Annotated in this window: 16 protein-coding genes and 4 pseudogenes; 9 read left to right on the top strand and 11 right to left on the bottom strand. The window is 70.5% G+C overall.

Annotation, left to right across the window (positions count from 1 at the left end):
- Positions 1-2: 2 nt before the first annotated feature.
- The 5 genes and pseudogenes from LRS04_RS05915 (at position 3) to LRS04_RS05900 (ending at position 2,800) form a co-directional block, all read left to right on the top strand.
- Positions 3-371 carry a carboxylesterase family protein gene (locus LRS04_RS05915; protein ID WP_257815580.1) on the top strand — a complete coding sequence of 123 codons (369 nt, stop codon included), beginning with the start codon at positions 3-5 and terminating at the stop codon, positions 369-371.
- Positions 371-924 (top strand): annotated as a pseudogene (locus LRS04_RS27665) (carboxylesterase family protein); the annotation flags it as partial. The gene LRS04_RS05915 and the pseudogene LRS04_RS27665, both read left to right, overlap by 1 nt.
- A gap of 57 nt (positions 925-981) precedes the next feature.
- Positions 982-1,515 carry a carboxylesterase family protein gene (locus LRS04_RS27660; protein ID WP_374577114.1) on the top strand — a complete coding sequence of 178 codons (534 nt, stop codon included), beginning with the start codon at positions 982-984 and terminating at the stop codon, positions 1,513-1,515.
- A 161-nt stretch (positions 1,516-1,676) separates the two neighbouring features.
- Complete coding sequence (locus tag LRS04_RS05905) at positions 1,677-2,462, top strand: Ku protein (RefSeq protein ID WP_308238079.1); 786 nt, start codon at positions 1,677-1,679, stop codon at positions 2,460-2,462.
- Positions 2,463-2,491: 29 nt separating this feature from the next.
- A complete protein-coding gene (locus tag LRS04_RS05900; protein ID WP_257815577.1) occupies positions 2,492-2,800 on the top strand; it encodes a hypothetical protein in 309 nt (102 codons plus the stop codon).
- A 3-nt stretch (positions 2,801-2,803) separates the two neighbouring features.
- Here the strand turns inward: LRS04_RS05900 and LRS04_RS05895 are convergent, their stop codons facing one another.
- Together LRS04_RS05895 and LRS04_RS05890 are read right to left on the bottom strand one after the other, a co-directional pair.
- On the bottom strand, positions 2,804-4,048 hold the full coding sequence (locus LRS04_RS05895; RefSeq protein WP_257815576.1) for an NTP/NDP exchange transporter: 1,245 nt from the start codon (positions 4,046-4,048) through the stop codon (positions 2,804-2,806).
- A 44-nt stretch (positions 4,049-4,092) separates the two neighbouring features.
- Positions 4,093-4,998: an aldo/keto reductase gene (locus LRS04_RS05890; RefSeq protein ID WP_257815574.1), complete on the bottom strand. Its 906-nt coding sequence runs from the start codon at positions 4,996-4,998 to the stop codon at positions 4,093-4,095.
- A 101-nt stretch (positions 4,999-5,099) separates the two neighbouring features.
- Between LRS04_RS05890 and LRS04_RS05885 the strand changes: the two genes are divergently transcribed.
- Positions 5,100-5,393 carry a DUF1330 domain-containing protein gene (locus tag LRS04_RS05885; protein ID WP_257815573.1) on the top strand — a complete coding sequence of 98 codons (294 nt, stop codon included), beginning with the start codon at positions 5,100-5,102 and terminating at the stop codon, positions 5,391-5,393.
- 7 nt (positions 5,394-5,400) lie between these two features.
- Here LRS04_RS05885 and LRS04_RS05880 read toward each other — a convergent pair whose 3' ends face one another.
- The 4 genes and pseudogenes from LRS04_RS05880 to otsB all read right to left on the bottom strand — a co-directional run bounded on the left by LRS04_RS05880 (position 5,401) and on the right by otsB (position 10,407).
- Positions 5,401-5,553, bottom strand: coding sequence for a hypothetical protein (locus LRS04_RS05880; protein ID WP_257815572.1), 153 nt, complete (start codon positions 5,551-5,553; stop codon positions 5,401-5,403).
- The gene (gene ligD / locus LRS04_RS05875) at positions 5,550-8,177 is read right to left on the bottom strand and encodes a DNA ligase D (RefSeq protein ID WP_257815571.1); all 2,628 of its coding nucleotides are present in this window, start codon (positions 8,175-8,177) and stop codon (positions 5,550-5,552) included. The genes LRS04_RS05880 and ligD overlap by 4 nt, the downstream gene beginning before the upstream one ends.
- 9 nt (positions 8,178-8,186) lie before the next feature.
- Positions 8,187-9,588 (bottom strand): annotated as a pseudogene (locus LRS04_RS05870) (trehalose-6-phosphate synthase).
- 69 nt (positions 9,589-9,657) lie between these two features.
- Positions 9,658-10,407 carry a trehalose-phosphatase gene (gene otsB, locus LRS04_RS05865; protein WP_257815570.1) on the bottom strand — a complete coding sequence of 250 codons (750 nt, stop codon included), beginning with the start codon at positions 10,405-10,407 and terminating at the stop codon, positions 9,658-9,660.
- A 165-nt stretch (positions 10,408-10,572) separates the two neighbouring features.
- Here otsB and zwf point away from each other — a divergent pair.
- A pseudogene (zwf, locus tag LRS04_RS05860) lies at positions 10,573-12,037 on the top strand (glucose-6-phosphate dehydrogenase).
- On the opposite strand, the gene LRS04_RS05855 reads toward zwf, so the two are convergent.
- Both LRS04_RS05855 and LRS04_RS05850 read right to left on the bottom strand, forming a co-directional pair.
- A complete protein-coding gene (locus LRS04_RS05855) occupies positions 12,038-12,292 on the bottom strand; it encodes a hypothetical protein (RefSeq protein WP_257815568.1) in 255 nt (84 codons plus the stop codon).
- A gap of 34 nt (positions 12,293-12,326) precedes the next feature.
- Positions 12,327-14,212: pseudogene (locus LRS04_RS05850) on the bottom strand (glycoside hydrolase family 15 protein).
- 163 nt (positions 14,213-14,375) lie between these two features.
- On the opposite strand from LRS04_RS05850, the gene pyk reads away from it, so the two are divergent.
- Entirely contained in the window at positions 14,376-15,788 is a 1,413-nt protein-coding gene (pyk, locus tag LRS04_RS05845) for a pyruvate kinase (protein WP_257815567.1), read from the top strand.
- On the opposite strand, the gene LRS04_RS05840 is transcribed toward pyk, so the two are convergent.
- From LRS04_RS05840 to LRS04_RS05830, 3 genes are read right to left on the bottom strand one after another with little or no spacing between them, the layout of a single operon-like run.
- On the bottom strand, positions 15,785-16,240 hold the full coding sequence (locus tag LRS04_RS05840; protein ID WP_257815566.1) for a hypothetical protein: 456 nt from the start codon (positions 16,238-16,240) through the stop codon (positions 15,785-15,787). The two genes, pyk and LRS04_RS05840, sit on opposite strands and share 4 nt — an antisense overlap.
- Positions 16,237-17,940: a glycogen debranching N-terminal domain-containing protein gene (locus tag LRS04_RS05835; protein WP_257815565.1), complete on the bottom strand. Its 1,704-nt coding sequence runs from the start codon at positions 17,938-17,940 to the stop codon at positions 16,237-16,239. Before LRS04_RS05835 ends, LRS04_RS05840 begins: the two co-directional genes overlap by 4 nt.
- The gene (locus LRS04_RS05830; RefSeq protein WP_257815564.1) at positions 17,940-19,001 is read right to left on the bottom strand and encodes a glycosyltransferase family 4 protein; all 1,062 of its coding nucleotides are present in this window, start codon (positions 18,999-19,001) and stop codon (positions 17,940-17,942) included. The genes LRS04_RS05835 and LRS04_RS05830 overlap by 1 nt, the downstream gene beginning before the upstream one ends.
- Positions 19,002-19,188: 187 nt before the next feature.
- On the opposite strand from LRS04_RS05830, the gene pgl reads away from it, so the two are divergent.
- The gene (pgl, locus tag LRS04_RS05825; RefSeq protein WP_257815563.1) at positions 19,189-19,851 is read left to right on the top strand and encodes a 6-phosphogluconolactonase; all 663 of its coding nucleotides are present in this window, start codon (positions 19,189-19,191) and stop codon (positions 19,849-19,851) included.
- Positions 19,852-19,853 lie beyond the last annotated feature (2 nt).

Genomic DNA, 19,853 nt, shown 5'->3' with positions numbered 1-19,853 from the left:
CCATGCTGCGCCATCTTGCCATCGCTGCGGCCCTGCTGTTCGCCGGTACGGCTCAGGCCCAAGCCGTGAAGGTGAAGGTCGATCAAGGCGTCCTGGTCGGCGAGGCCAACGACCGGGCCAACGTCTTCCGCAACATCCCGTTCGCCGCAGCGCCGGTGGGCCCGCTGCGCTGGAAGCCGCCGCAGCCGGCCGCCGCCTGGAACGGAGATCGCGACGCCGTGAAGGCGGGACCGTCCTGCCCGCAGCCGATGAACGCCGACGGCACGCCCAACAGCGGCGGGGCCAACGGGCCCACGTCCGAGGACTGCCTGCAGCTCAACGTCTTCGCCCCCGCCACGCTGAAAAAGGGGGCGCGAAAGCCGCGCCGGTGATGGTCTGGATCCACGGCGGCGCGCACCGCACGGGGGCCGGCTGGATCTACGACGGCTCGAACTTCGCCCGCGACGGCGTGGTGCTGGTCTCCATTAACTACCGGCTGGGTGCGCTGGGCTACTTCGCCCATCCGGCCCTGACCGCCGGGGCCGGTGCCGAACCCACCGGCAACTTCGGTCTGATGGACCAGATCGCCGCCCTCCAGTGGGTGCAGAGGAACATCGCGGCGTTCGGCGGCGATCCGGCCAACGTCACCGTCTTCGGCGAGAGCGCGGGGGCGTGTCGACCCTCGCCCTGCTGGCCACGCCGAAGGCCAAAGGGCTTTATTCGAAGGCCATCGTCCAGTCGGGCCTCGGCTGGTTCGAGCCGACGACGCTCACCAAGCAGGAGCAGGCGGGTGTCGAGGCGCTGGCCAAGGCCGGGATCACGGCGTCGACGTCCGAGGAACTTCGCGCCGTGCCGGCCGACAGGCTCGCGGCGGTGAACATGAGCTACGGACCCTTCCCCGACGGGCGGCTGATGACCGAGACGGCGACCCAGGCGCTCGCCGCCGGTCGCTTGGCCGACGTGCCGCTGATCATCGGCTCCAACTCCGGCGAGGACTCCCTGATGGGCCCCGGTCCGATCCCGACAGCGCGCCTGCCGCAGGTCCCGGCGGTGGCGCGGGCCATCTACAGGGAAGAGGCCGCCGCCGGCGACGAAGCGCTGGCCCGCGCCCTCTTCACCGACCGCGTCTTCACCGCCCCCGCCCGCTGGGTGGCGGCCAAGGCCGCGCCCGGCCAGCCCGCCTGGCTTTACCACTTCTCTTACGTCGCCACGCGCATGCGCCCGGCGATCACCCGCGCGGCGCATGCCGCCGAGATCCCCTATGTGTTCGAATATTGGGGCCGGCGCACGCCGGTGAGCTTGGTGTCGGACGAGGACCGGGCCATGGCGACCCTGATGCACGCCTGCTGGGTCAGCTTCGCCAAGTCCGGGGCGCCGCGGTGCGGCGAGGCGGCCTGGCCCGCCTACCAGCCGCAGGCCGACCAGCTCATGGAGTTCGGGGCCGAAAGCGGGGTGAGGACGAACTTCAGGAAGGCGCGCCTCGACGGCCAGCAGATGGTCGCCCTCCCGACGCTCGGCCTCGGCGCCGCGAAGTAGGCGGAAGGCACCGAACTGATTCGCTCGGCGGCGCGTTCCGGAGTCTCCAAGGGGATTCCGGAGACCGGCATGGCCACGCGTCCGACATGGCAAGGCTACCTGCGCCTCAGCCTCGTGAGCTGCCCGGTGGCGCTCTACACGGCCACCTCGCGGAGCGTGAGGTGCACTTCAACATGCTCCACAAGGAGACTCACAACCGCATCCGGATGATCCCGACGGATCCGGAAAGCGGCCCGGTCGACCGGTCGGAGATCGTCAAGGGCTACGAGATCGAGAAGGGCCACTACGTCGTCGTCACTGACGAGGAGATCAAGGCGGTCCGTCTCTCCACCACCCGGACGCTCGATATCGAGCGGTTCGTCGGCGAGGACGAGATCGACCGGCTCTACTGGAACGACCCCTATTTCCTCGCCCCGGACGGAGACATGGCCGTCGAGGCCTTCTCGGTGATCCGCGACGCCATGAAGAAGGCTGGCCGGGTGGCGCTCGGCCGCCTGGTGATGCACCAGCGCGAGCGGCTGATGGCGCTGGAGCCCCGCGACCGCGGCATCCTCGCCTACACGATCCGCAACCAGCGCGAGGTCAAGAAGCCCGAGGAGGTGTTCTCGGGCATCCCTGCGTCCAAGCCGCCGGCCGCCATGGTCGAGATCGCCCGCAAGATCATCGATCAGCTGGAAGGATCCTTCGATCCCACCCAGTTCAACGACCGCTACGAGGACGCCCTGCGGAAGCTGATCAAGGAGAAGGAAAAGGGGGCGAAGATCGCCACGCCGAAGGAGCCCAAGGAGGCCGAAGTCGTCGACCTCATGGAGGCGCTGCGCCGCAGCCTCGGCGAGGGCGGCGCGGGCGAGCGGCGCAAGCCGGCCGCCAAGAGCTCGGCCGGCCGGGCGAAGGCCGCGACCCGCAAGACCCCGGCCAAGAAGGCGCCCGCCAAAAAGCGCGCCTGACCGTTTCTTTAGAGTGGAGAGAGACCCCCATGCGTAACGTCCTGATCTTCGCCGCCGGCGCCCTGGCCATGGGCGGCCTGCTGACCGCCTGCGATCAGTCCCCCCAGAACCGCGACGGCGCGACGGCGGCGGGCGATCCCGGGACCGCTGCGGCCACGGGCGGGACCGGCATGGCCGACACCGGCCGCGACACCGGCCAGGGTCCCGGGGTCGGCGCCTCCGGCGAGGTCGGCGCCCCGGTCGCCACGGGCGACCTCGGACCGGGCTCCACCGGCGTCAATGCGGCCGGCACCGCCCCGACGGCGACGCCCGCGCCGGCGAGCGGCGCGCCCAACTAGGCCTCAGGCGGCTTCCGGACTTCGCCGGTCGTGGAGGCGGCCGAGCCGGAAGCCGACCACCGCCCAGCCGGCCGCGATCACCGCGCCGGCCAGCGGCACCGCCGGGCCAGAGCCCAGCGCGGTCAGCGCCGTGTTCAGCCAGGCGCTGGCCACGTCGCCGCCGCGGTAGACCACGGTGTCGATGGCGTTCTTGGCCTTGTACTTGGTCTCGTTGTCGACGGTGGTGAACAGCATCTCGCGGCCCGGCCGCACGAGGGCGTATTCGCCCACCCTGCGGACGACCATGGCCACCGCCAGCACCGGGAAGGTATAGACCGCCGCCAGGGCGCCGAACGCGAACACGGTGGCGATCGGCACCGCGGTCAGCAGCACCGTCACGCCCAGCCGCCTGGCCAGCCGGCCGGTCAGGAAGATCTGCACGCCGATGGTCAGCGCCTGCACCACGGCGTCGATGCCCGCGAACACCTGGGTCTGCTGGGCGCGGTCCTGGAAGGTGGCGTCCACCAGCCTCGCCTGCTCGAAGTAGAGGAAGGTGGTCACCGCCGTGAGCAGCAGCACGAAGAGGGAGATCACCAGCAGGTAGGGCGAGCGGAAGATCAGCGTCAGCCCGGCGATGATGCTGCCGCCGATCGGCTGGCGGGACTCCGCCGACGCAGCCTGGGCCTGGGGCCGCCGGTCGCGCCAGCGGAGCACATAGGCCACGGGCAGCAGGCTGCCGAGCAGCAGGATCGCGGCCAGCAGCAGCAGGCCGCCCTCGCCGATCGGCTCCACCAGGGCGCCGGCCATCAGCGGCCCGGCGAGGCCGCCCAGGCTGGCGCCCGCCGCCATCTGGCCGAAGAGGCGCTTGGCCTGGCCGGGATTGAAGACGTCGGCCATCAGGCTCCAGGCGAGCGAAACGACGAACAGGTTGAAAACCGAGTGCCAGATGTAGAAGGCCCGACCGACCCAGACGTTCTCCGGCGACTGCCAGAGGCTGACCGCGAAGCCCACGAAGCTCAACGCGAAGAAGGCGTAGGCGAAGGGCAGCAGCCGCCGGCGCGCCACCTTGGAGCTCAGCCAGCCGTAGAAGGGCGCCAGCGTCAGGGTGGCGATGAACGTCCCCAGGAACAGCCACTGGAGATTATCGACCCCGCCCGCCACCCCGAAGGTCTCGCGCACCGGCCGCAGCATGAAGTGGGCGGCGAACAGCAGCAGGAAGACGAAGAAGCCCGCGACGACCGCCGGGACCTCGTCCGGCTCGGCGATCACGACGCGGGAAAGGGCGGGCGCCCAGGCCGCCCCGCGGCTTCGCCTCAGAGGCTGTCAATGAACTGCTCCATGCGGGTGCGCATCGCGGCGTCCGGCATCCGGCCGCGCGCGGCGCCCAGGTTGTCGTCCACGTACCTGGCCTGCGCCATGCCGGGGATGGCGGTGGTCACCGCCGGATGGCTCACCACGTACTTCAGGAACACCTGCGCCCAGGTCGTGCAGTCGATCTCCTTGGCCCAGTCCGGCAGGGGCCGCCCTTGCGTCGCCTGGAACAGTCGGCCGCGGCCGAAGGGCAGGTTGACCCAGACCGCCATGCCGCGGTCGCGGGCCAGCGGCAGGATGCGGTCGGCGGAGCCGCGGTTGTCCAGCGCGTAATCCACCTGCACCACGTCCAGGGTCTCGCGGCGCATCATCGCCTCGAAGTCCGCGTACTGGTTGTCGAAGGAGGTGGTGGCCCCGACGTATCGGATGCGGCCGGCCTGCTTCAGCCCCCGCAGCGTGGCCAGGGCGGCGGTGACGTCGCGCAGGTTGTGGACCGCGATCAGGTCGATCCTCTCGGTCTTCAGCTTCTGGAACGAGGCTTCGATCTGCGCCTTGCCGGCCTCGGCGTTGTCGGCGCCGACCTTGGTGGCGAGGAAGAGGCCCGGCCGGATCTTCAGCTCGGAGACCAGATCGCCGACCACGGTCTCGGCCTGGCCGTAGGAGGGCGCGGTGTCGATCACCTTGCCGCCGAGGTCATGGAAGCGCTTCAGCGTCTCGCGCAACGGAGCCTTCTCGGCCTCGGTGGGCGCGGAGTCATAGCGGCGGGCGGTGCCCACGCCGATCAGCGGGAGCTGTTCCCCGCTCGAAGGGATCGACTTGGTGATCAGCTTCGGGGCCTGCGCGAAGGCCGGTAGCGGCAGGGCGCTGGCGGCGGCGGCGGCGAGCAGGCTGCGTCGGGTGGCATTCACGGCGTTTCCTCCAAAGTCAGCGACCCTAGAGCAAAGCCGTTGGAAATCGCGAGCATGTGTCGGACTTTCGCCGCCCTGAAACAGCGTGCGGAGGGTTCGGCATGACCGCCTACATCATCAACGAGATCTGGATCACCGATCTGGAGGACTTCCAGACCTACGCCGTGCAGGTGCCGCCGATCATCGACAAGTACGGCGGCCGCTACGTCGTCCGCGGCGGCCCGGTGGTCATGGTCGACGGCGAGCCGGAGCCGGACCGCGTGGTGGTGCTCGAGTTCCCGTCCGTGGAGCAGGCCAGGGCCTGGCGGACCTCGCCCGAGTACACCGCCGTCCTGCCGATCCGGAACCGGTCGTCCACGTCGCGCGTGTTCATCGTCGAAGGCTACAAGCCCTGACGGTGGGTCAGCCCTTCTTCTTGGCCAGCATCTGGACGCCGAGCACGACGGCGAGCACGACCACCGCGGCCCAGGCGATGGCGCGGATCGCATCGACGAGGAATCCCACCACCACGCAGGCGACGATGACCGCCAGCAGGATCGCGATCCACTTGCTCATTTGGCCCCCAGCTTCTTGATCGCGGGGCCCAGCGGCCGCTCGCTGTCGAAATAGTCAGCCCAGGCGTCGGTCTTCTTCAAGAGGGCCGGGGCTGTACGGATGGTCCACTTCTTCGGATCGAGCTTCGGCGTCACCTGGTCCCAGGTGAGCGGGAAGGACACCGGCGCCCCCGGCCGGCCGCGGGGCGACAGCGGGGCGACCGCCGTGCTCATCCGGTCGTTGCGCAGGTAGTCCAGGAAGATCCGCCCGACGCGCTTGGCCTTGGCCATGTTGACCACGTACTTCTCGGGCTCGTCGCGGGCGATGGCGAGGCAGACGTCCTGGGCGAACTTCTTGGCCGTCGGCCAGTCGATCTTGCCCTTCCCGCCGGCGAGCGGCGTGACCACGTGCAGGCCCTTGCCGCCCGTCGTCTTGCAGAAGGCCACGAGGCCCAGCTCTTCCAGCTTGGCCTTCACCTTCAGGGCGCCTTCGACGACCCGGGCGAACGGGATGCCCTCGTCCGGGTCGAGGTCGAAGACCAGCCGCCCGGGGGTCTCCGGATCGAAGGGCTGGCAGTTCCAGGGGTGGTATTCCAGCGCCCCGATCTGGGCCATGGCGGCGAGCGCCTCGATGCGGTCGAGCTGCAGGTAGGGCTTGTGGTCGCCGAACACCTCCACCTCGGTGACGAGGGCGGACGATCCCTTGCCCGCATGGCGCTGGAAGAACTTCTGTTCGCCGTCAATGCCGTCCGGCATCCGGATGATCGAACAGGGCCGGCCCTCGATGTGGCACATCATCCAGGGCCCCACCTCTTCCAGGTAGCGGGCGAGATCGAGCTTGGTCACCGGCTTGCCGTCGCCGGCGTCCGGCCAGAGCGCCTTGTCGGGACTGGAGAGCCGCACGCCCATGACGATGGGCGGTTCGGTCTTCGCGGCCTTGGCCTTGCCCTTCAGCGCCGCCTTGGGCGCCGGTTCGGCCAGGTCGGTGGACAGCGGCGCGGGCGTCTCGGCCTCGACCTCGGACGCCGGCTTGTCCTCGCGCAGCGCCTTGAAGGCGCCCTGGCGGACCATGCCGGAGCCGGTGAAGCCGGCGAACTCGATCTCGGCGACCAGCTCGGGCCGGGCCCAGTGGATGTCGGCGGCCTTGCGCGGCGCGCCGGGTCCGGTGAACGGGCTCTTCTCCGCCTCGGCGGCCTGGAGCCGCGGCAGCACGCGGGCCACCTTCTCGCGGCCGAAGCCCGTGCCGACCTTGCCGACGTAGACGAGCTTGCCGTCGCGGTGCACTCCGACCAACAGGGAGCGGAGCTGGCCCGTCTCGCCGCGCCAGCCGCCAATCACCACCTCATGGCCGGCCCGGCACTTGGACTTCACCCAGTCCTCGCCGCGGCCCGAGCGGTACGGGCTGTCCAGCTTCTTGGAGACGATCCCTTCCAGGGACATGCGGCAGGCCGATTGCAGGACCGCCTCGCCGGCGGTTTCGAAGTGGTCGACATAGCGGATGCGCCTGGCGACCCGCTTCCCCGCAGACTGCAGCACCTCGGCGAGCCTCGCCTTGCGATCGCTCAAAGGCAGGTTCCGGAGGTCCTCGCCCTCCAGGAAGATGGCGTCGAAGGCGAAGAAGATCAGGTTGCCGGTCTTGCCGTCCGACAGCGCCGCCTGCAGCGCGGGGAAGTCCGGCGAGCCGTGATCGTCCAGCGCGCAGGCTTCGCCGTCGTATAGCCCGTCGGGCAGGTGCGCGGCGTCGGCGGCGATCTCCTTGAACTTCGCCGTCCAGTCGAGGCCCGAGCGGGTCTTGATCACCGCCGCCTTCTTCTCGACGCGGACCTGGAGCCGGTAGCCGTCGAACTTGATCTCGTGGCCCCAGCCGGCGCCCGGCGGGGGCCGGTCGACCGACTTGGCCAGCACCGGCGGCACGAAGGCCGGGAGCGCCGACGCCTTCAGCTTCGGGGCCGGCGCCGTCTTCAGAGCGGCGGACTTCGGCGCGTCCTTGCTGGCGCGGTTCGACTGCCACACGTCCTTGCTGGAGGCGCGCGCGCGGCCGCCCGTCATGAAGGGTTTCGGCCCCTTCCCCTTGCCGGCGGCGATGTCGTCCATGGACCGGCCCGACGCCACCGAGGTCGTCTCGTCCTCCACGGGGCCCACCTCATCCAGCTCCAGACCGTCATGGTGCTTGATGAGCAGCCAGTTGTCCTTCTTCTCGAACTCGCGGCGCTTCATCCGCACGAGCACGAAGCTGCCCTTCAGCCGCTCGCCGTCGAGGGTGAACTTCAGGTCGCCCGTCTTCAGCATGGCGTGCGGATCGCCTTCGGGCTCCCAGTAGCCGCGGTCCCACAGCATCACCGTGCCGCCGCCGTACTGACCCTTGGGGATCGTCCCCTCGAAGTCGCCGTAGTCGAGGGGGTGGTCCTCGACCTCCACCGCCAGGCGCCGGTCGGCGGGGTTCATCGACGGGCCCTTGGTCACCGCCCAGGACCTGAAGACCCCGTCGAGCTCGAGCCGGAGGTCGTAGTGCAGGCGCGTGGCGGCGTGCTTCTGGATCACGAAGCGCAGGCGGTTCGAGGCCTTGACCGGCTCCGCGCCGCTGGGCTCGGCGGTCTTCGAGAAGTCCCGCATCGACTGGTACTTGGCGAGCTTCTTCGCAGCCATGGACAGGTCCTAGCTCGCGAGCGCGGTGCGCCTCGGCTCCACGCCGGCCAGTTCGCTCACGAAGGCGTCGCGCCAGGCGGTGACGTCCTCCTTCTGGACGTTCTCGTTCAGCGCCCGCCAGCGGCGGACACGCTCGGCCTTGTCCATGGCCAGCGCGCGCTTCATGGCGTCGGCCAGCTCCTCGGGACTGTTCGGATTGACGAGCAGCGCCTCCTGGAGCTGGCGCGCGGGCGCCGGCGAAGCGCGAGAGGATCAGCACGCCCGGATCGTCCGGATTCTGGGCGGCCACGAACTCCTTGGCCACCAGGTTCATCCCGTCGCGGAGCGGGGTGACCAGACCGACGCGGGCCACCGAATAGAGCCCCGCCAGCTCGTCGCGGCGGTAGTTTTTGTTCACATAGCGGAACGGCTGCCAGTCCACGTCGGCGAACTCGCCGTTGATCCGGCCCGACAGGGTGTCCAGCCGACCGCGGATCTCCTGGTAGGCCTCGACGCCCTCGCGGCTGACCGGGGCGATCTGCAGCATCAGGATCTCGCGGCGCAGATCGGGATTGTCGGCCAGCAGGCGCTCGAAGCCGAGGAACCGCTCCTCCAGCCCCTTGGAATAGTCCAGGCGGTCGACGCCGACGATGAGCCGCCGGAAGACCGTGCAGGCGGTCATGATGTCCCGCATGCGGCGCGCCTTCGGCGACTGCGCCATCCGGGTGAAGTCGGCGGCGTCGATGCCGATCGGGAACGAGCCGACCTGCAGCGTCCGGCCGAACGCCTTCAGCCGTCCGGGCCCGAGGTGCTCGCCGCCCGCCTCGGCGGTGACGTACTCCTCGAAGGCCTGCTGGTACTCGGGCACCTGGAAGCCGACGAGGTCGTAGTCGAACATCGCCTGCACGAGCTGGCGGTGGCCGGGCAGGGTGGTGACGAGCTGGTGCGCCGGCCAGGGCACATGGGTGAAGAAGCCCATCCGGTTCTTCAGGCCCAGCTTCCGGAGCTCCCGGCCGAGCGGGATCAGGTGGTAGTCGTGGACCCAGATCAGGTCGTCGGGCTCGACCAGCGGCCGCAGCGTCTCGGCGAAGCGGGCGTTCACCCGCGCATAGCCCTCGCCGTAGGCCCGGTCATAGGCGGTCAGGTCGGTGCGGTAGTGGAACAGCGGCCACAGCGTCTTGTTGGCGTAGCCGTTGTAGTACTCGTCGTAGTCGGCCTCCTCGAGGTCGATCGTGGCGGCGGTGACGCCGTCGATCTTCTGCATCGACAGCTGGCCGGTGAACTTCGGCGTCGTCTTGCCGCTCCAGCCGAACCAGAGGCCGGAATATTCACGCAGCGCCGCGGCCAGGGCCATGGCGAGTCCGCCGACGCTCTCGTCGCCCTTGCCGGTGGGCGGCTGGACGCGGTTGGAGATGACGATCAGGCGGCTCATCCTACTTCGCTCCCTGTCGAAGCTTGGAAGGATGGGCGACGGCCCTGCGGAGGATTGGCGAAGCGGGGCTCACAGGGCGGCCTCCAGCCAGGCCAGGACCTCGTCGACGCCCGCCAGGCGGCAGGTCGCGCCGGAGAGCCGCGTGGGGCCCACGAGGACGCCCAGGCCGCCGGCCTCGCGCGCCGCCTCGAACCCGTGCTCGTCGGTGGCGTCGTCGCCGATGAAGATCGGCCGCGAGCCCAGGAACGGCGGCTGGGCCATGAATGCGTTCACGCTGTCGCCCTTGGTGGGGCCCGGCGTACGCAGCTCCTCGACCATGTCGCCGTCCTGGAGGGTGAGCCCCGTCTCCTGGGCGATCTCCTCGGCGAGCCGGCGGGCGGCCTGGGCGTGGTGGCGGGCGAGCCGGAAGTGCAGGGCGAGGCTCAGGCCCTTCTCCTCGACGATCAGCCCGGAATCGCTGGCCGCGAACTCCCGCAACCGGGCGGCGGCCATCGGCAGGGCCGGATGGGGAGCGAGCTCATGGACGGCGCCGTCGGGTTCGCGCCGGACAAGGCCATGGACGGCGGCCACCGCCATCACCTTGCCTTCCAGGATGCGGTCGATGTCGGCCAGGGTTCGTCCGCTGACCACCGCGAGGCGGCCGTCGAGGCGGTCGGCCAGGCGTTCCACCAGTCGCGTTCGACGGGCCTCGGGGCGGACGTCCTGCGGCCGGGCGGCGATCGGCGCCAGCGTGCCGTCGAGATCCAGGAACAGGGACGCATCGCGCAGCAGAAGGGGCTTCGGCGCCGGAAGTGCGATGGTCAGATCCTCGATACTCATAAATTCCCGCCCCGGGTCCGACACGACAACGCACGAAGGCGCCTGCGCGATCCGGCGGATGCGCTTTTGACATGCTCACAACTCGCGAAGGGCCTTGACGTTTCATAGCGCAATCGTCGGTATGCCGCCCCTAATCCCATCCCTTGACCTAACGAGAGGCGCCAGATGCCTGACACCCCGCAGGCCGATGTGATCGTGCTGTTCGGCGGGGCGGGCGACCTCGCCCGGCGGATGCTGCTGCCGTCGCTCTATTTCCTGGACGCCGACGGCTTCCTGCCCGACGGCTTCAAGGTGGTGGCCACCGCGCGCGGCGACATGACGCGCGACGAGTTCCTGGAGATGGTCAAGTCCGACCTCACCGCGCGGCCGGAGGGCCTGGACGCGGCGGTCTGGAAACGGTTCGCCGCGCGGACCGACTATGTCGCCGCCGACGCCACGACCGAGCAGGGCGCCGCGGCGCTGAAGCCGCATCTGGAGAAGGCCAAGGCGCCGATCTTCTACCTGGCGCTGTCGCCCAGCCTCTATGGCCGCGTCTGCGTCGCCCTGGCCGCCGCCGGCCTGGCGACCGACGAGAGCCGGATCGTGCTCGAGAAGCCGATCGGCCGCGACCTGGAAACCTCGCGCCTGATCAACGTGTCGGTCGGTGCGGTGTTCGACGAAGAGCGGATCTTCCGGATCGACCACTACCTGGGCAAGGAAACCGTCCAGAACCTGATCGCGCTGCGGTTCGCCAACACTCTGTTCGAGCCGCTCTGGAACAACCTGACCGTCGACCACGTGCAGATCACCGTCGCCGAGACCGAAGGCGTGGGCGACCGCTGGCCTTACTACGACGAGTACGGCGCGCTCAGGGACATGCTGCAGAACCACATGCTGCAGCTCCTCTGCCTCGTGGCCATGGAGCCGCCGGCCGACATGGAGCCGGACTCGGTGCGCAACGAGAAGGTGAAGGTGCTCCGCTCGCTGCGCCGGTTCACCCGCGCCGACGTGCTGAACAATTCGATCCGCGGCCAGTACACGCCGGGCGTCGTCGGCGGGAAGCAGGCCGACGGCTACGAGCAGGAGCGCGGCCAGGCCTCGAACACCGAGACCTTCGTGGCGCTCCGGGCCGATATCGACAACTGGCGCTGGGCGGGCGTGCCCTTCTTCCTGCGCACCGGCAAGCGGCTGCCCGAGCGGCGGACCCAGATCGCCATCCAGTTCAAGGGCGTGCCGCACTCGATCTTCGGCGGGGCGGCCAAGGACGACCTGATGGCCAACCGGCTGGTCATCGACCTGCAGCCGGACGAGGACATCGAGCTGCTCCTGATGAACAAGGCGCCGGGGCTGAGCCATGGCGGGATCCGGCTGCAGTCGCTGCCGCTCTCGCTGTCGCTCGCCAAAGCCTACGAGGGGCCGGGTTCGCGGCGGCGGATCGCCTATGAGCGTCTGCTGCTGGACGTGATTGCCGGCAATTCCACCCTCTTCGTCCGCCGCGACGAGGTGGAGGAAGCGTGGCGCTGGGTCGACGGCGTCGCCGACGCCTGGCGGGAAGCCGGCCTGACGCCAAAGCCGTATGCCGCCGGCTCCTGGGGCCCGGCCGGGCGCCTTCGCGCTTATCGAGCGCGCGGGGCGCGCCTGGTACGACTGATCAGCCGGTGTGTCCGGGCCGGCTCAGCGGCGTGGGTTCGCCCACCCGGTGCGGATCGCGGCCGAGCGCCATGCGGACGGTGGTGATCTCCGGGGAGGTCTCCAGGAGCTGGACAAGCTCGTAGAAGCCCTCCGCCTCGTCGATCTCGCCGGTCCGCGCGAGCCGGTCGGCGATGGCTTCCTGCAGGCGGCTGATCAGGGCGTCGGCGGCCTCCGTCGCGCGGCGCAGTTCCTCGGGGCTTCCATGCTCGGTCATGCGGATTCGACGCACGGGCCCGGCGGAAGGTTCCCTAGCGCGCGCTGGTCCACGGCCGTGACAGCAGCGACGCGCAGTTGATCAGCCCGACCAGGGAGTAGGTCTGGGGGTAGTTGCCCCAGAGCTCGATGCCGTCGAACGAGATGTCCTCCGACAGCAGGCCCGCCGCCGTGCGGCGGCCGAGCATCTCCTCGAAGAGCTCCCGCGCCTCGTCCGTGCGGCCGGAGAGGTGCAAGGCCTCGATCAGCCAGAAGGTGCAGAAGTTGAAGGCGGTCTTCGGCTCGCCGAAGTCGTCGGGGATGGCGTAGCGCAGCATGAAGGGGCCGCGGCGCAGGCCCGCCTCCACCGCCGCCATGGTCGCCTGCATCTTCGGGTCGTCGGGCGAGGTGAAGCGCACGTCGATGAGCTGGAGCAGGGAGGCGTCGAGCTCGTCGCCGCCGAAGGTCGCCGCATAGCGGCCGAGCTCGGGGTTCCAGGCGCGGGTCTCGATGGCGTTGCGCACCGTCGCGGCCCGGTCGTTCCAGTAGGCGGCGCGGTCGGTCAGGCCGAGCTTGGCCGCGGCGTTGCCCAGTCGGTCGCAGGCCGCCCAGCACATGACGCTGGAATAGGTGTGCACCGCCTCGCGGCCGCGGAATTCCCAGAGGCTGGCGTCGGGCTTGTCGTGCAGCTCGAAGGCCCGCTCGCCGATCGGCTCCAGGGCCTTGAAGTCCTCGACGGTCGCCGGCCGGAACAGCCGCTCGTCGAAGAAGGCCTGGACGGTGGAGAGCACGATCTGGCCATAGACGTCGTGCTGCAGGTGCTCGTGCGCCTGGTTGCCGACCCGCACGGGGCCCATGCCGCGGTAGCCTGGCAGGTGGGGCGCGATCCACTCGGTGAGCACCGGCTCCAGGCCCACGCCATAGACCGGCTGGACGTGGCCGGCCTTGGTGGTGTCGGCGATCGTGGCGGGCCCGAGCCCGCCCGCGCCGGCTGCGCCATAGACCGGCGCCTGGTCGCCCCTTGCGCGCCTGGTCCACCAGGTTGCGAAGATAGACGAGGTAGTTCTCCAGCATGTCCGCCGCGCCAAGCCGGTTCAGCGCCTGGACGACGTAGTAGGCGTCGCGCAGCCAGCAGTAGCGGTAGTCCCAGTTGCGGGCCTTGCCGTCGTCGTCCGCATGTTCGGGGATCGAGGTCGTCAGCGCCGCGACGATGGCGCCGGTCTCCTCGTACTGGCAGAGCTTCAGGGTGATCGCCGCGCGGATCACCGCCTGCTGCCACTCCAGCGGCACCGACAGGGTCCGCACCCAGGTGCGCCAGTAGTCGGTGGTCTCGCGCAGCATGCGAGCGGCGGTGGTGGCGACATCGGCGTCGAACCCCTCGTCGGGGCCCAGGAACATGGCGATCGGCTCTTCCAGCCGGAAGGTCCGTTCCTCCTTGATGTGGCTGACCGGGGCGTCGGTCGTTAGCCGCAGCGTCGTCTCCGCGCCGATGAAGCGCAGGTGGTTCGAGCCCATGGTCGTGGGCATGTCGAACTCGCCGTAGTTGCTGGTCGGCCGAAGGCGGATGCGGATGCGCGGCGCGCCCGCCAGAGGTCGCAGGATCCGGATGAAGGCCAGGGGGCGGTAGACGCGGCCGAACTGCCGGTAGCGCGGGCAGAAGTCGATGATCTCGAAGCGGCCGCCGGCCTTGTCGGACACCTCGGTGCGCAGGATCGGCGTGTTGCGCAGGTAGGCCTGCGTCACCTCGGCCTCGTCCTCCGTCTGGACGTCGAACAGGCCGCGCGCGTTCTCCCGCGCCGGGATCGCGGCCGCCCAGCAGGGCGGAGAAGAACGGGTCCCCGTCGACCCTGGGGGCGCAGGCCCAGACGAAACGGCCCGTGCGGTCGATCAGCGCGCTGGCGGCGCAGTTCCCAATGGGGAACAGGTCAAGGTTCTGGGCCAAGACGTTCCGATCCCTCTGTCGTTGAAGTCGATGTCGGCGCCCGCCCCGTTTCCGCTCGACGTGGGCTTAACGCCGCTTGATAAGCTTGGTGCCGGAAGCTGTGCGAGTCGCTTGTGCGTTCTTGCCGGAAGATCCCGACAGACCAAGACGGAAGAGAGCCCGGATGATCCGCGCCCGCAGAGCCCGCATAGTCGCCACCTTGGGTCCCGCAAGCCGCAACCGGATCGCCGAGCTGGCGCGCGCCGGGGCCGACGTATTCCGCGTGAACTTCAGCCACGGCGCCCACGCCGACCATGCCCGGACGATCCAGCTGGTCCGCGAGGCCGAGGCCGAGGTCGGTCGGCCGCTGGCGGTGCTCGCCGACCTGCAGGGGCCGAAGCTCAGGCTTGGCAAGTTCGCCGACGGGGTGATCCGGCTGAAGGCCGGTCAGGACCTGCGCCTCGATCTCTCCACCGCGCCCGGCGACGCCTCGCGGATCGGCCTGCCGCATCCGGAGATCTTCGCCGCCCTGCGCAGCGGCGCCACGGTGCTGATGGACGACGGCAAGGTCCGTCTGCGGGTCACCAGGCACGGCCCCGACTTCGCCGAAACCATCGTCGAGGCCGGCGACCAGCTCTCGGACAACAAGGGCGTCAATCTTCCCGGCCTGGCCATCCCGATCCCGGCGCTGACCGAGAAGGACCGCAAGGACCTGGCCTTCGCCCTCGACCAGGGCGTCGACTGGGTGGCGCTCTCCTTCGTGCAGCGGGCGTCGGACATGGCCGAGCTTCGCCGGTTGGTGAACGGCCGCGCCGCGGTCCTGGCCAAGATCGAGAAGCCGGCGGCGCTGGAGGTGCTGGATGAGATCCTCGACCTCTGCGAGGCGATCATGGTCGCCCGCGGCGACCTCGGCGTGGAGCTGAACACCGAGGACGTGCCGGTCGTCCAGAAGCAGCTGATCCGCGCCGCGCGCCTGCGCGGCATCCCGGTGATCGTCGCCACCCAGATGCTGGAATCGATGATCCACGCCCCGACGCCGACCCGGGCCGAGGCGTCCGACGTGGCCGGCGCGGTCTATGAGGGCGCCGACGCCGTGATGCTTTCGGCGGAGAGCGCGGTCGGCGACTATCCGCTGGAAGCGGTCTCGATCATGGACCGCATCATCACCCGCGTGGAGCACGACCCGCGCTGGCCCGAGCTGATGCGCGCCGAATATCCGGTGGACGACCACGACGCCGACGCGCTGGTGGCCGCGGCGCGCCGGGCGGCGGAGGCGGCCTCCACCGCCTGCCTCGCGGCCTTCACCACCACGGGCCAGACGGCGCTGCGGCTCGCGCGCGAGCGGCCGCTGCAGCCGACCCTGGCGCTGACCCCGCTGCTCGCCACCGCGCGGAAGCTGGCGCTCGCCTGGGGTGTCGAGAGCGCGGTGATCCCGGAGCTGTTCGATCCCGAGGACCTCGCCCGGGTGGCGGTCGAGCAGGCGGTCCGCAAGGACCTCGCCCCGCCCGGTGACCGGGTGGTGATCCTGGCCGGCCTGCCCATGGGCTCGCCCGGGGCCGCCAACATCCTGCGGCTGGCCCATACGCCGCGGCGCTAGCGGCGCCGGACCCTGATCGTCGGGTCGGCGGTGTGGCTCTTCACGTGCACCAGGCGCCCGGCGCGGTCGAACTTCAGGCTGACGCGCGCGTCGCCCACCGCCAGGTTGTCGATCCGCAGGTGGTCGATGCCGACGGGCAGGTGCGGGTCGCGGATCCTCACCTCGTGCGCCGCGCCGTCGACGGTCACGCCGAGGCAGGCCTGGAGCAGCATGAAGACCGAGCCCGCCGCCCAGGCCTGCGGCATGCAGGCCACCGGGTAGGGCACGGGCGGCTCGCCGGCGCTGCGCGGGAAGCCGCAGAACAGCTCGGGCAGGCGCATGTCCATCTGCACCGCCGCCTCGAACAGCGCCGCGGTGATCCGGGCCGCGCCGTCGCGGTCGCCATAGCGCGACAGGCCCATGGCGCAGAGCGCCGTGTCGTGCGGCCAGACCGAGCCGTTGTGATAGCTCATCGGATTGTAGCGGGCCTGGCCGGTGGCGAGCGTGCGGACGCCCCAGCCGGAGAAAAGTCCGGCGACAGCAGCGCCTCCGCGACCCGGATCGCCCGCTCGGGCGCGGGCAGGCCGGTGAACAGCAGGTGGCCGGGGTTCGAGGCGCGCACGCGGCAGAGGTTCCCCTGGCCGTCGACGGCGATGCCGTAGAAGCCCTCTTCCTCCATCCAGAACATCTTCTCGACCGTCTGACGCATCCGCTCGGCGCGGAAGGTCCAGTGGTCGATGGCCTCCAGGTCGCGGCGCTCGGCGGCGAAGCCGGCCATGGCCCGGTAGGCGGCGTAGGCATAGCCCTGCACCTCCACCAGGCTGATCGGCCCGGGCGGGAACTGGCCATCGGCGTGGAAGACGCTGTCGCCTGAATCCTTCCAGCCCTGGTTGGAGAGGCCGCTCTCGGCGCCGCGAGCATAGTCCAGCAGGCCCCAGCGGTTGTTCTCGGCGCAGCGGACGATCCAGGCCGCGGCGCGGTCCAGCGCCGGCCAGAGGCTGTCGATCAGCTCCCAGTCGCCGGTCCGCTCGAAATAGGCGCCGGCCAGCGCCACGAACAGCGGCGTGGTGTCGACCCCGCCGTAGTAGCGGCCGAACGGCACCTCTCCCAGGGCCGACATCTCGCCCCGCCGGGTCTCGTGCATGATCTTGCCCGGCTGGCTGTCGCGGAAGGCGGAGACCGTCTCGGCCTGATGGGTGGCGAGGTAGGTGAGCACGCCCCGGGCGAGGCTGGGATCGAGCCAGAGCGCCTGCCAGGCGGTGATGATCCCGTCGCGGCCGAAGGCCGTGGAGAACCAGGGGATGCCCGCATAGGGATAGGGGCCGGTCTCCATGGGCGTGGTGAGCAGCGCCAGGTCGGCGCGGCTCTTGTCGATCCAGCTGTTGAACAGCCGCCCCGCGGTCCTGAGACGGGCCCCGCGGCGGCGCGCGCGCATGGCGAAGCGGGCGCGGGCCGCGGCCGCCCGGTAGCGGGCGCGCGAGGGCGGCGGAGCGATCGAGGCGCCGACCTCGATGAACAGGTCGACCTTGCCTTCGCCCTTCAGCGAGAGGGAGAACTCGGCGCGGCGTTCCGTGAGCCTAGCCGGCGCCTCCGTAAAGGCGATGACGCTCGACCGCTCCACCCCGTCCAGGCCCTCGTACCGGAAGCGCACCTCGCGCTCGGCGACCTCGGGCAGGTGGAACCGTCCGCGCCGCCGCCGACGCGCGCCGCGCACCTCGAACATGTCGCGGAAGTCGGCGTCGAACTCGAAGGCCAGCGGCAGCACCACGGGGACGGCGCTGTAGTTCACGACGCTGACCCGGGTGTAGAGGCGGTCCTCCCAGAGGAAGTGGGCGCGCTCGATGTGCAGGACGCCCGGCGGCGGCTCGGTCGGCCCGGGCGCCGGGATCGCCTTGTTCAGGCCGTGGAACGTGAAGACCACGTTGTCCTCGGTGATGGCCCCGGCGAGCAGGGTCGGCGGCCGCGGCCCGAGCGACATCCTCCAGAGGGAGAGGATGCGGGTGTCGTCGTGGAACAGGCCATCCCCCGCGCCCAGGATGTCGCCGTAGGTGTCGGCCACCAGGAAGGTGTCGCGGTCCTTCAGCGGGAACAGGCGCTGCGGGAAACGCGGCTCCTCGACTTCTCCCCACTCGACGGGGGCGTCCAGGTCCGGGGCAAGGTCGTCCGCGGACATCAGGCCAGCGCGTCCGCGGTCGCGGGGAGGATGTCCGAGGGGTTGAGGCGCTCGTAGAGGGTCAGGTAACGGCGGGCCATCGCCGTGGCCGAGAAGCGCTCGACGAACCGGCGCCGCACGGCCGCCCGGTCGAGCCGGCCGATGCGGGTCACCGCCTGGAAGGCCTCCTGATCGGAACGGACGATGAAGCCGGTGACCCCATCCTCCACCACCTCGCGGACCGAGCCGCAGTCGTAGGCCAGCACCGGCGTGCCGCAGGCCATGGCCTCGATCATCACCAGGCCGAAGGGCTCGGGCCAGTCGATGGGGAAGAGCAGGGCCTCTGCGCCGCCCAGGAACGCCGACTTCTCGGCGTCGCCGATCTCGCCCACGAACTCGACGAGCGGGTGGTGCAGCAAAGGCTCGATCTTCTCCTCGAAATAGGTCTGGTCGACCTTGTCCACCTTGGCGGCGATCTTCAGCCGCTTGCCGGCCGCCACGGCGATGCCGATCGCCCGGTCAGGCCGCTTCTCGGGCGAGATCCGGCCGAGGAAGGCGAGATATCCCTCGCTGGACGGGCTGAAGCCGTAGAGGTCGGCGCTCAGGCCGTGATGGACCGTCGCCGCCCAGTTGGCGAACGGCAGGGGGCGGCGCTGCGAGTCGCTGATCGAGACCAGGGGGAACTGCGGCCAGCGGGCGTAGGCCTCGGCCAGATCCTTGAGGTCCAGGCGGCCGTGCAGGGTGGTGACCGTCCGCTCAGCCATCGTCTCGAAGAACGGGAAGTGGAGCATGTCGGTATGGAAGTGGACGACGTCGAACTCCGACGCCCGGCGGCGCACCTCGGCGATCTGGCTGAGGTGGGCGGCGAGATCGGACTTCAGCGGGGCCGGGTCCAGCCGGATCGCCTGGTCGCGGACGGCGGCGAGCCTGCCCTTGGTATGGGCCTCGGCGCTGGCGAACAGGGTCACGTCGTGCCCGAGCTCGACGAGCGCGTCGGTCAGATGAGCGACCACGCGCTCGGTGCCGCCATACAGCTTCGGCGGCACGGCCTCGTACAGAGGCGAAACCTGGGCAATCTTCATGGACCCTACCACTCACTGGCGCGCCGCAAGCTCCGCCTGCGGCGCGATGGGTCCCCGACCTGACGCCTGAGATCACTGACGCCGGAATTCGGGCCGGTCAATGGCGCAACGCGGGTTCCATGGCCTTTGATAAGTTTGCCTTCTTGTTGAGCTTGAGCGCGCGCGCCGGACAGGCATTAAGGAGCCGATGCTGGAAACCTATCCGAACACCCACGCGCTCGCCGAGGCTGCCGCCCACGGGGTCGAGGTCTGCCTGGCTCAGGGGCTGAAGACCCGGGGCCGCGCCTCGCTCGTCGGCACCGGCGGCCGTTCGCCCGGCGAGGTCTATGACCGCCTGCGGGACGCCCGCATCGACTGGGCGCGGGTGATCGTCACCCTGTCGGACGAACGCTGCGTCGCCCCGGACGCGCCGGAGGCCAATGTCCGACTGCTGCGCGAGCGGCTGATGCAGGGTCCGGTGGCCCGCGCCCACGTCCTGCCGCTCTGGCCCGAGCCGGAGGCGGCGGCGCTGAAGGCGCTGCTGCCGTTCGACGCCGTCCTCCTGGGCATGGGGGAGGACGGCCACATCGCCTCCCTGATTCCGGGCGATCCGGACCTGGCCCTCGGGCTCGATCCGGCCGGCGCCGCGCTCACGCGCCCCGTGCCCGCCGGACTCGGAAAACCGCCCGTGGCGCGGATCACCCTGAGCCTTTCCGCGCTTCTCCAGTCGCGCGCCGTCTTCCTTCTGGTCGCCGGGGAGGCTAAGCGCGAGGTGATCGCCCGCGCGCAGGCCGGGGCGGACCTTCCGGTCCGGTCCATCCTGGCCCAGGACCAGGTTCCGGTCCGCGTGCTCTGGGCGCCCAGTCACTGAGG

It is taken from the genome of Phenylobacterium sp. J367, from assembly GCF_024699985.1.
Classification (GTDB): Bacteria; Pseudomonadota; Alphaproteobacteria; order Caulobacterales; family Caulobacteraceae; genus Phenylobacterium.
The sequence above is the reverse complement of the archived record's forward strand: the minus strand, read 5'-3'. Positions and strand labels throughout refer to the sequence as shown.

Coding starts and splice junctions, on each gene's coding strand:
- LRS04_RS05915 (WP_257815580.1), top strand. CDS start 3: ATGCTGCGCCATCTTGCCATCGCTGCGGCCCTGCTGTTCGCCGGTACG.
- LRS04_RS27660 (WP_374577114.1), top strand. CDS start 982: ATGGGCCCCGGTCCGATCCCGACAGCGCGCCTGCCGCAGGTCCCGGCG.
- LRS04_RS05900 (WP_257815577.1), top strand. CDS start 2,492: ATGCGTAACGTCCTGATCTTCGCCGCCGGCGCCCTGGCCATGGGCGGC.
- LRS04_RS05885 (WP_257815573.1), top strand. CDS start 5,100: ATGACCGCCTACATCATCAACGAGATCTGGATCACCGATCTGGAGGAC.
- LRS04_RS05880 (WP_257815572.1), bottom strand. CDS start 5,553: ATGAGCAAGTGGATCGCGATCCTGCTGGCGGTCATCGTCGCCTGCGTG.
- ligD (WP_257815571.1), bottom strand. CDS start 8,177: ATGGCTGCGAAGAAGCTCGCCAAGTACCAGTCGATGCGGGACTTCTCG.
- otsB (WP_257815570.1), bottom strand. CDS start 10,407: ATGAGTATCGAGGATCTGACCATCGCACTTCCGGCGCCGAAGCCCCTT.
- LRS04_RS05855 (WP_257815568.1), bottom strand. CDS start 12,292: ATGACCGAGCATGGAAGCCCCGAGGAACTGCGCCGCGCGACGGAGGCC.
- pyk (WP_257815567.1), top strand. CDS start 14,376: ATGATCCGCGCCCGCAGAGCCCGCATAGTCGCCACCTTGGGTCCCGCA.
- LRS04_RS05840 (WP_257815566.1), bottom strand. CDS start 16,240: ATGAGCTATCACAACGGCTCGGTCTGGCCGCACGACACGGCGCTCTGC.
- LRS04_RS05835 (WP_257815565.1), bottom strand. CDS start 17,940: ATGTCCGCGGACGACCTTGCCCCGGACCTGGACGCCCCCGTCGAGTGG.
- LRS04_RS05830 (WP_257815564.1), bottom strand. CDS start 19,001: ATGAAGATTGCCCAGGTTTCGCCTCTGTACGAGGCCGTGCCGCCGAAG.
- pgl (WP_257815563.1), top strand. CDS start 19,189: ATGCTGGAAACCTATCCGAACACCCACGCGCTCGCCGAGGCTGCCGCC.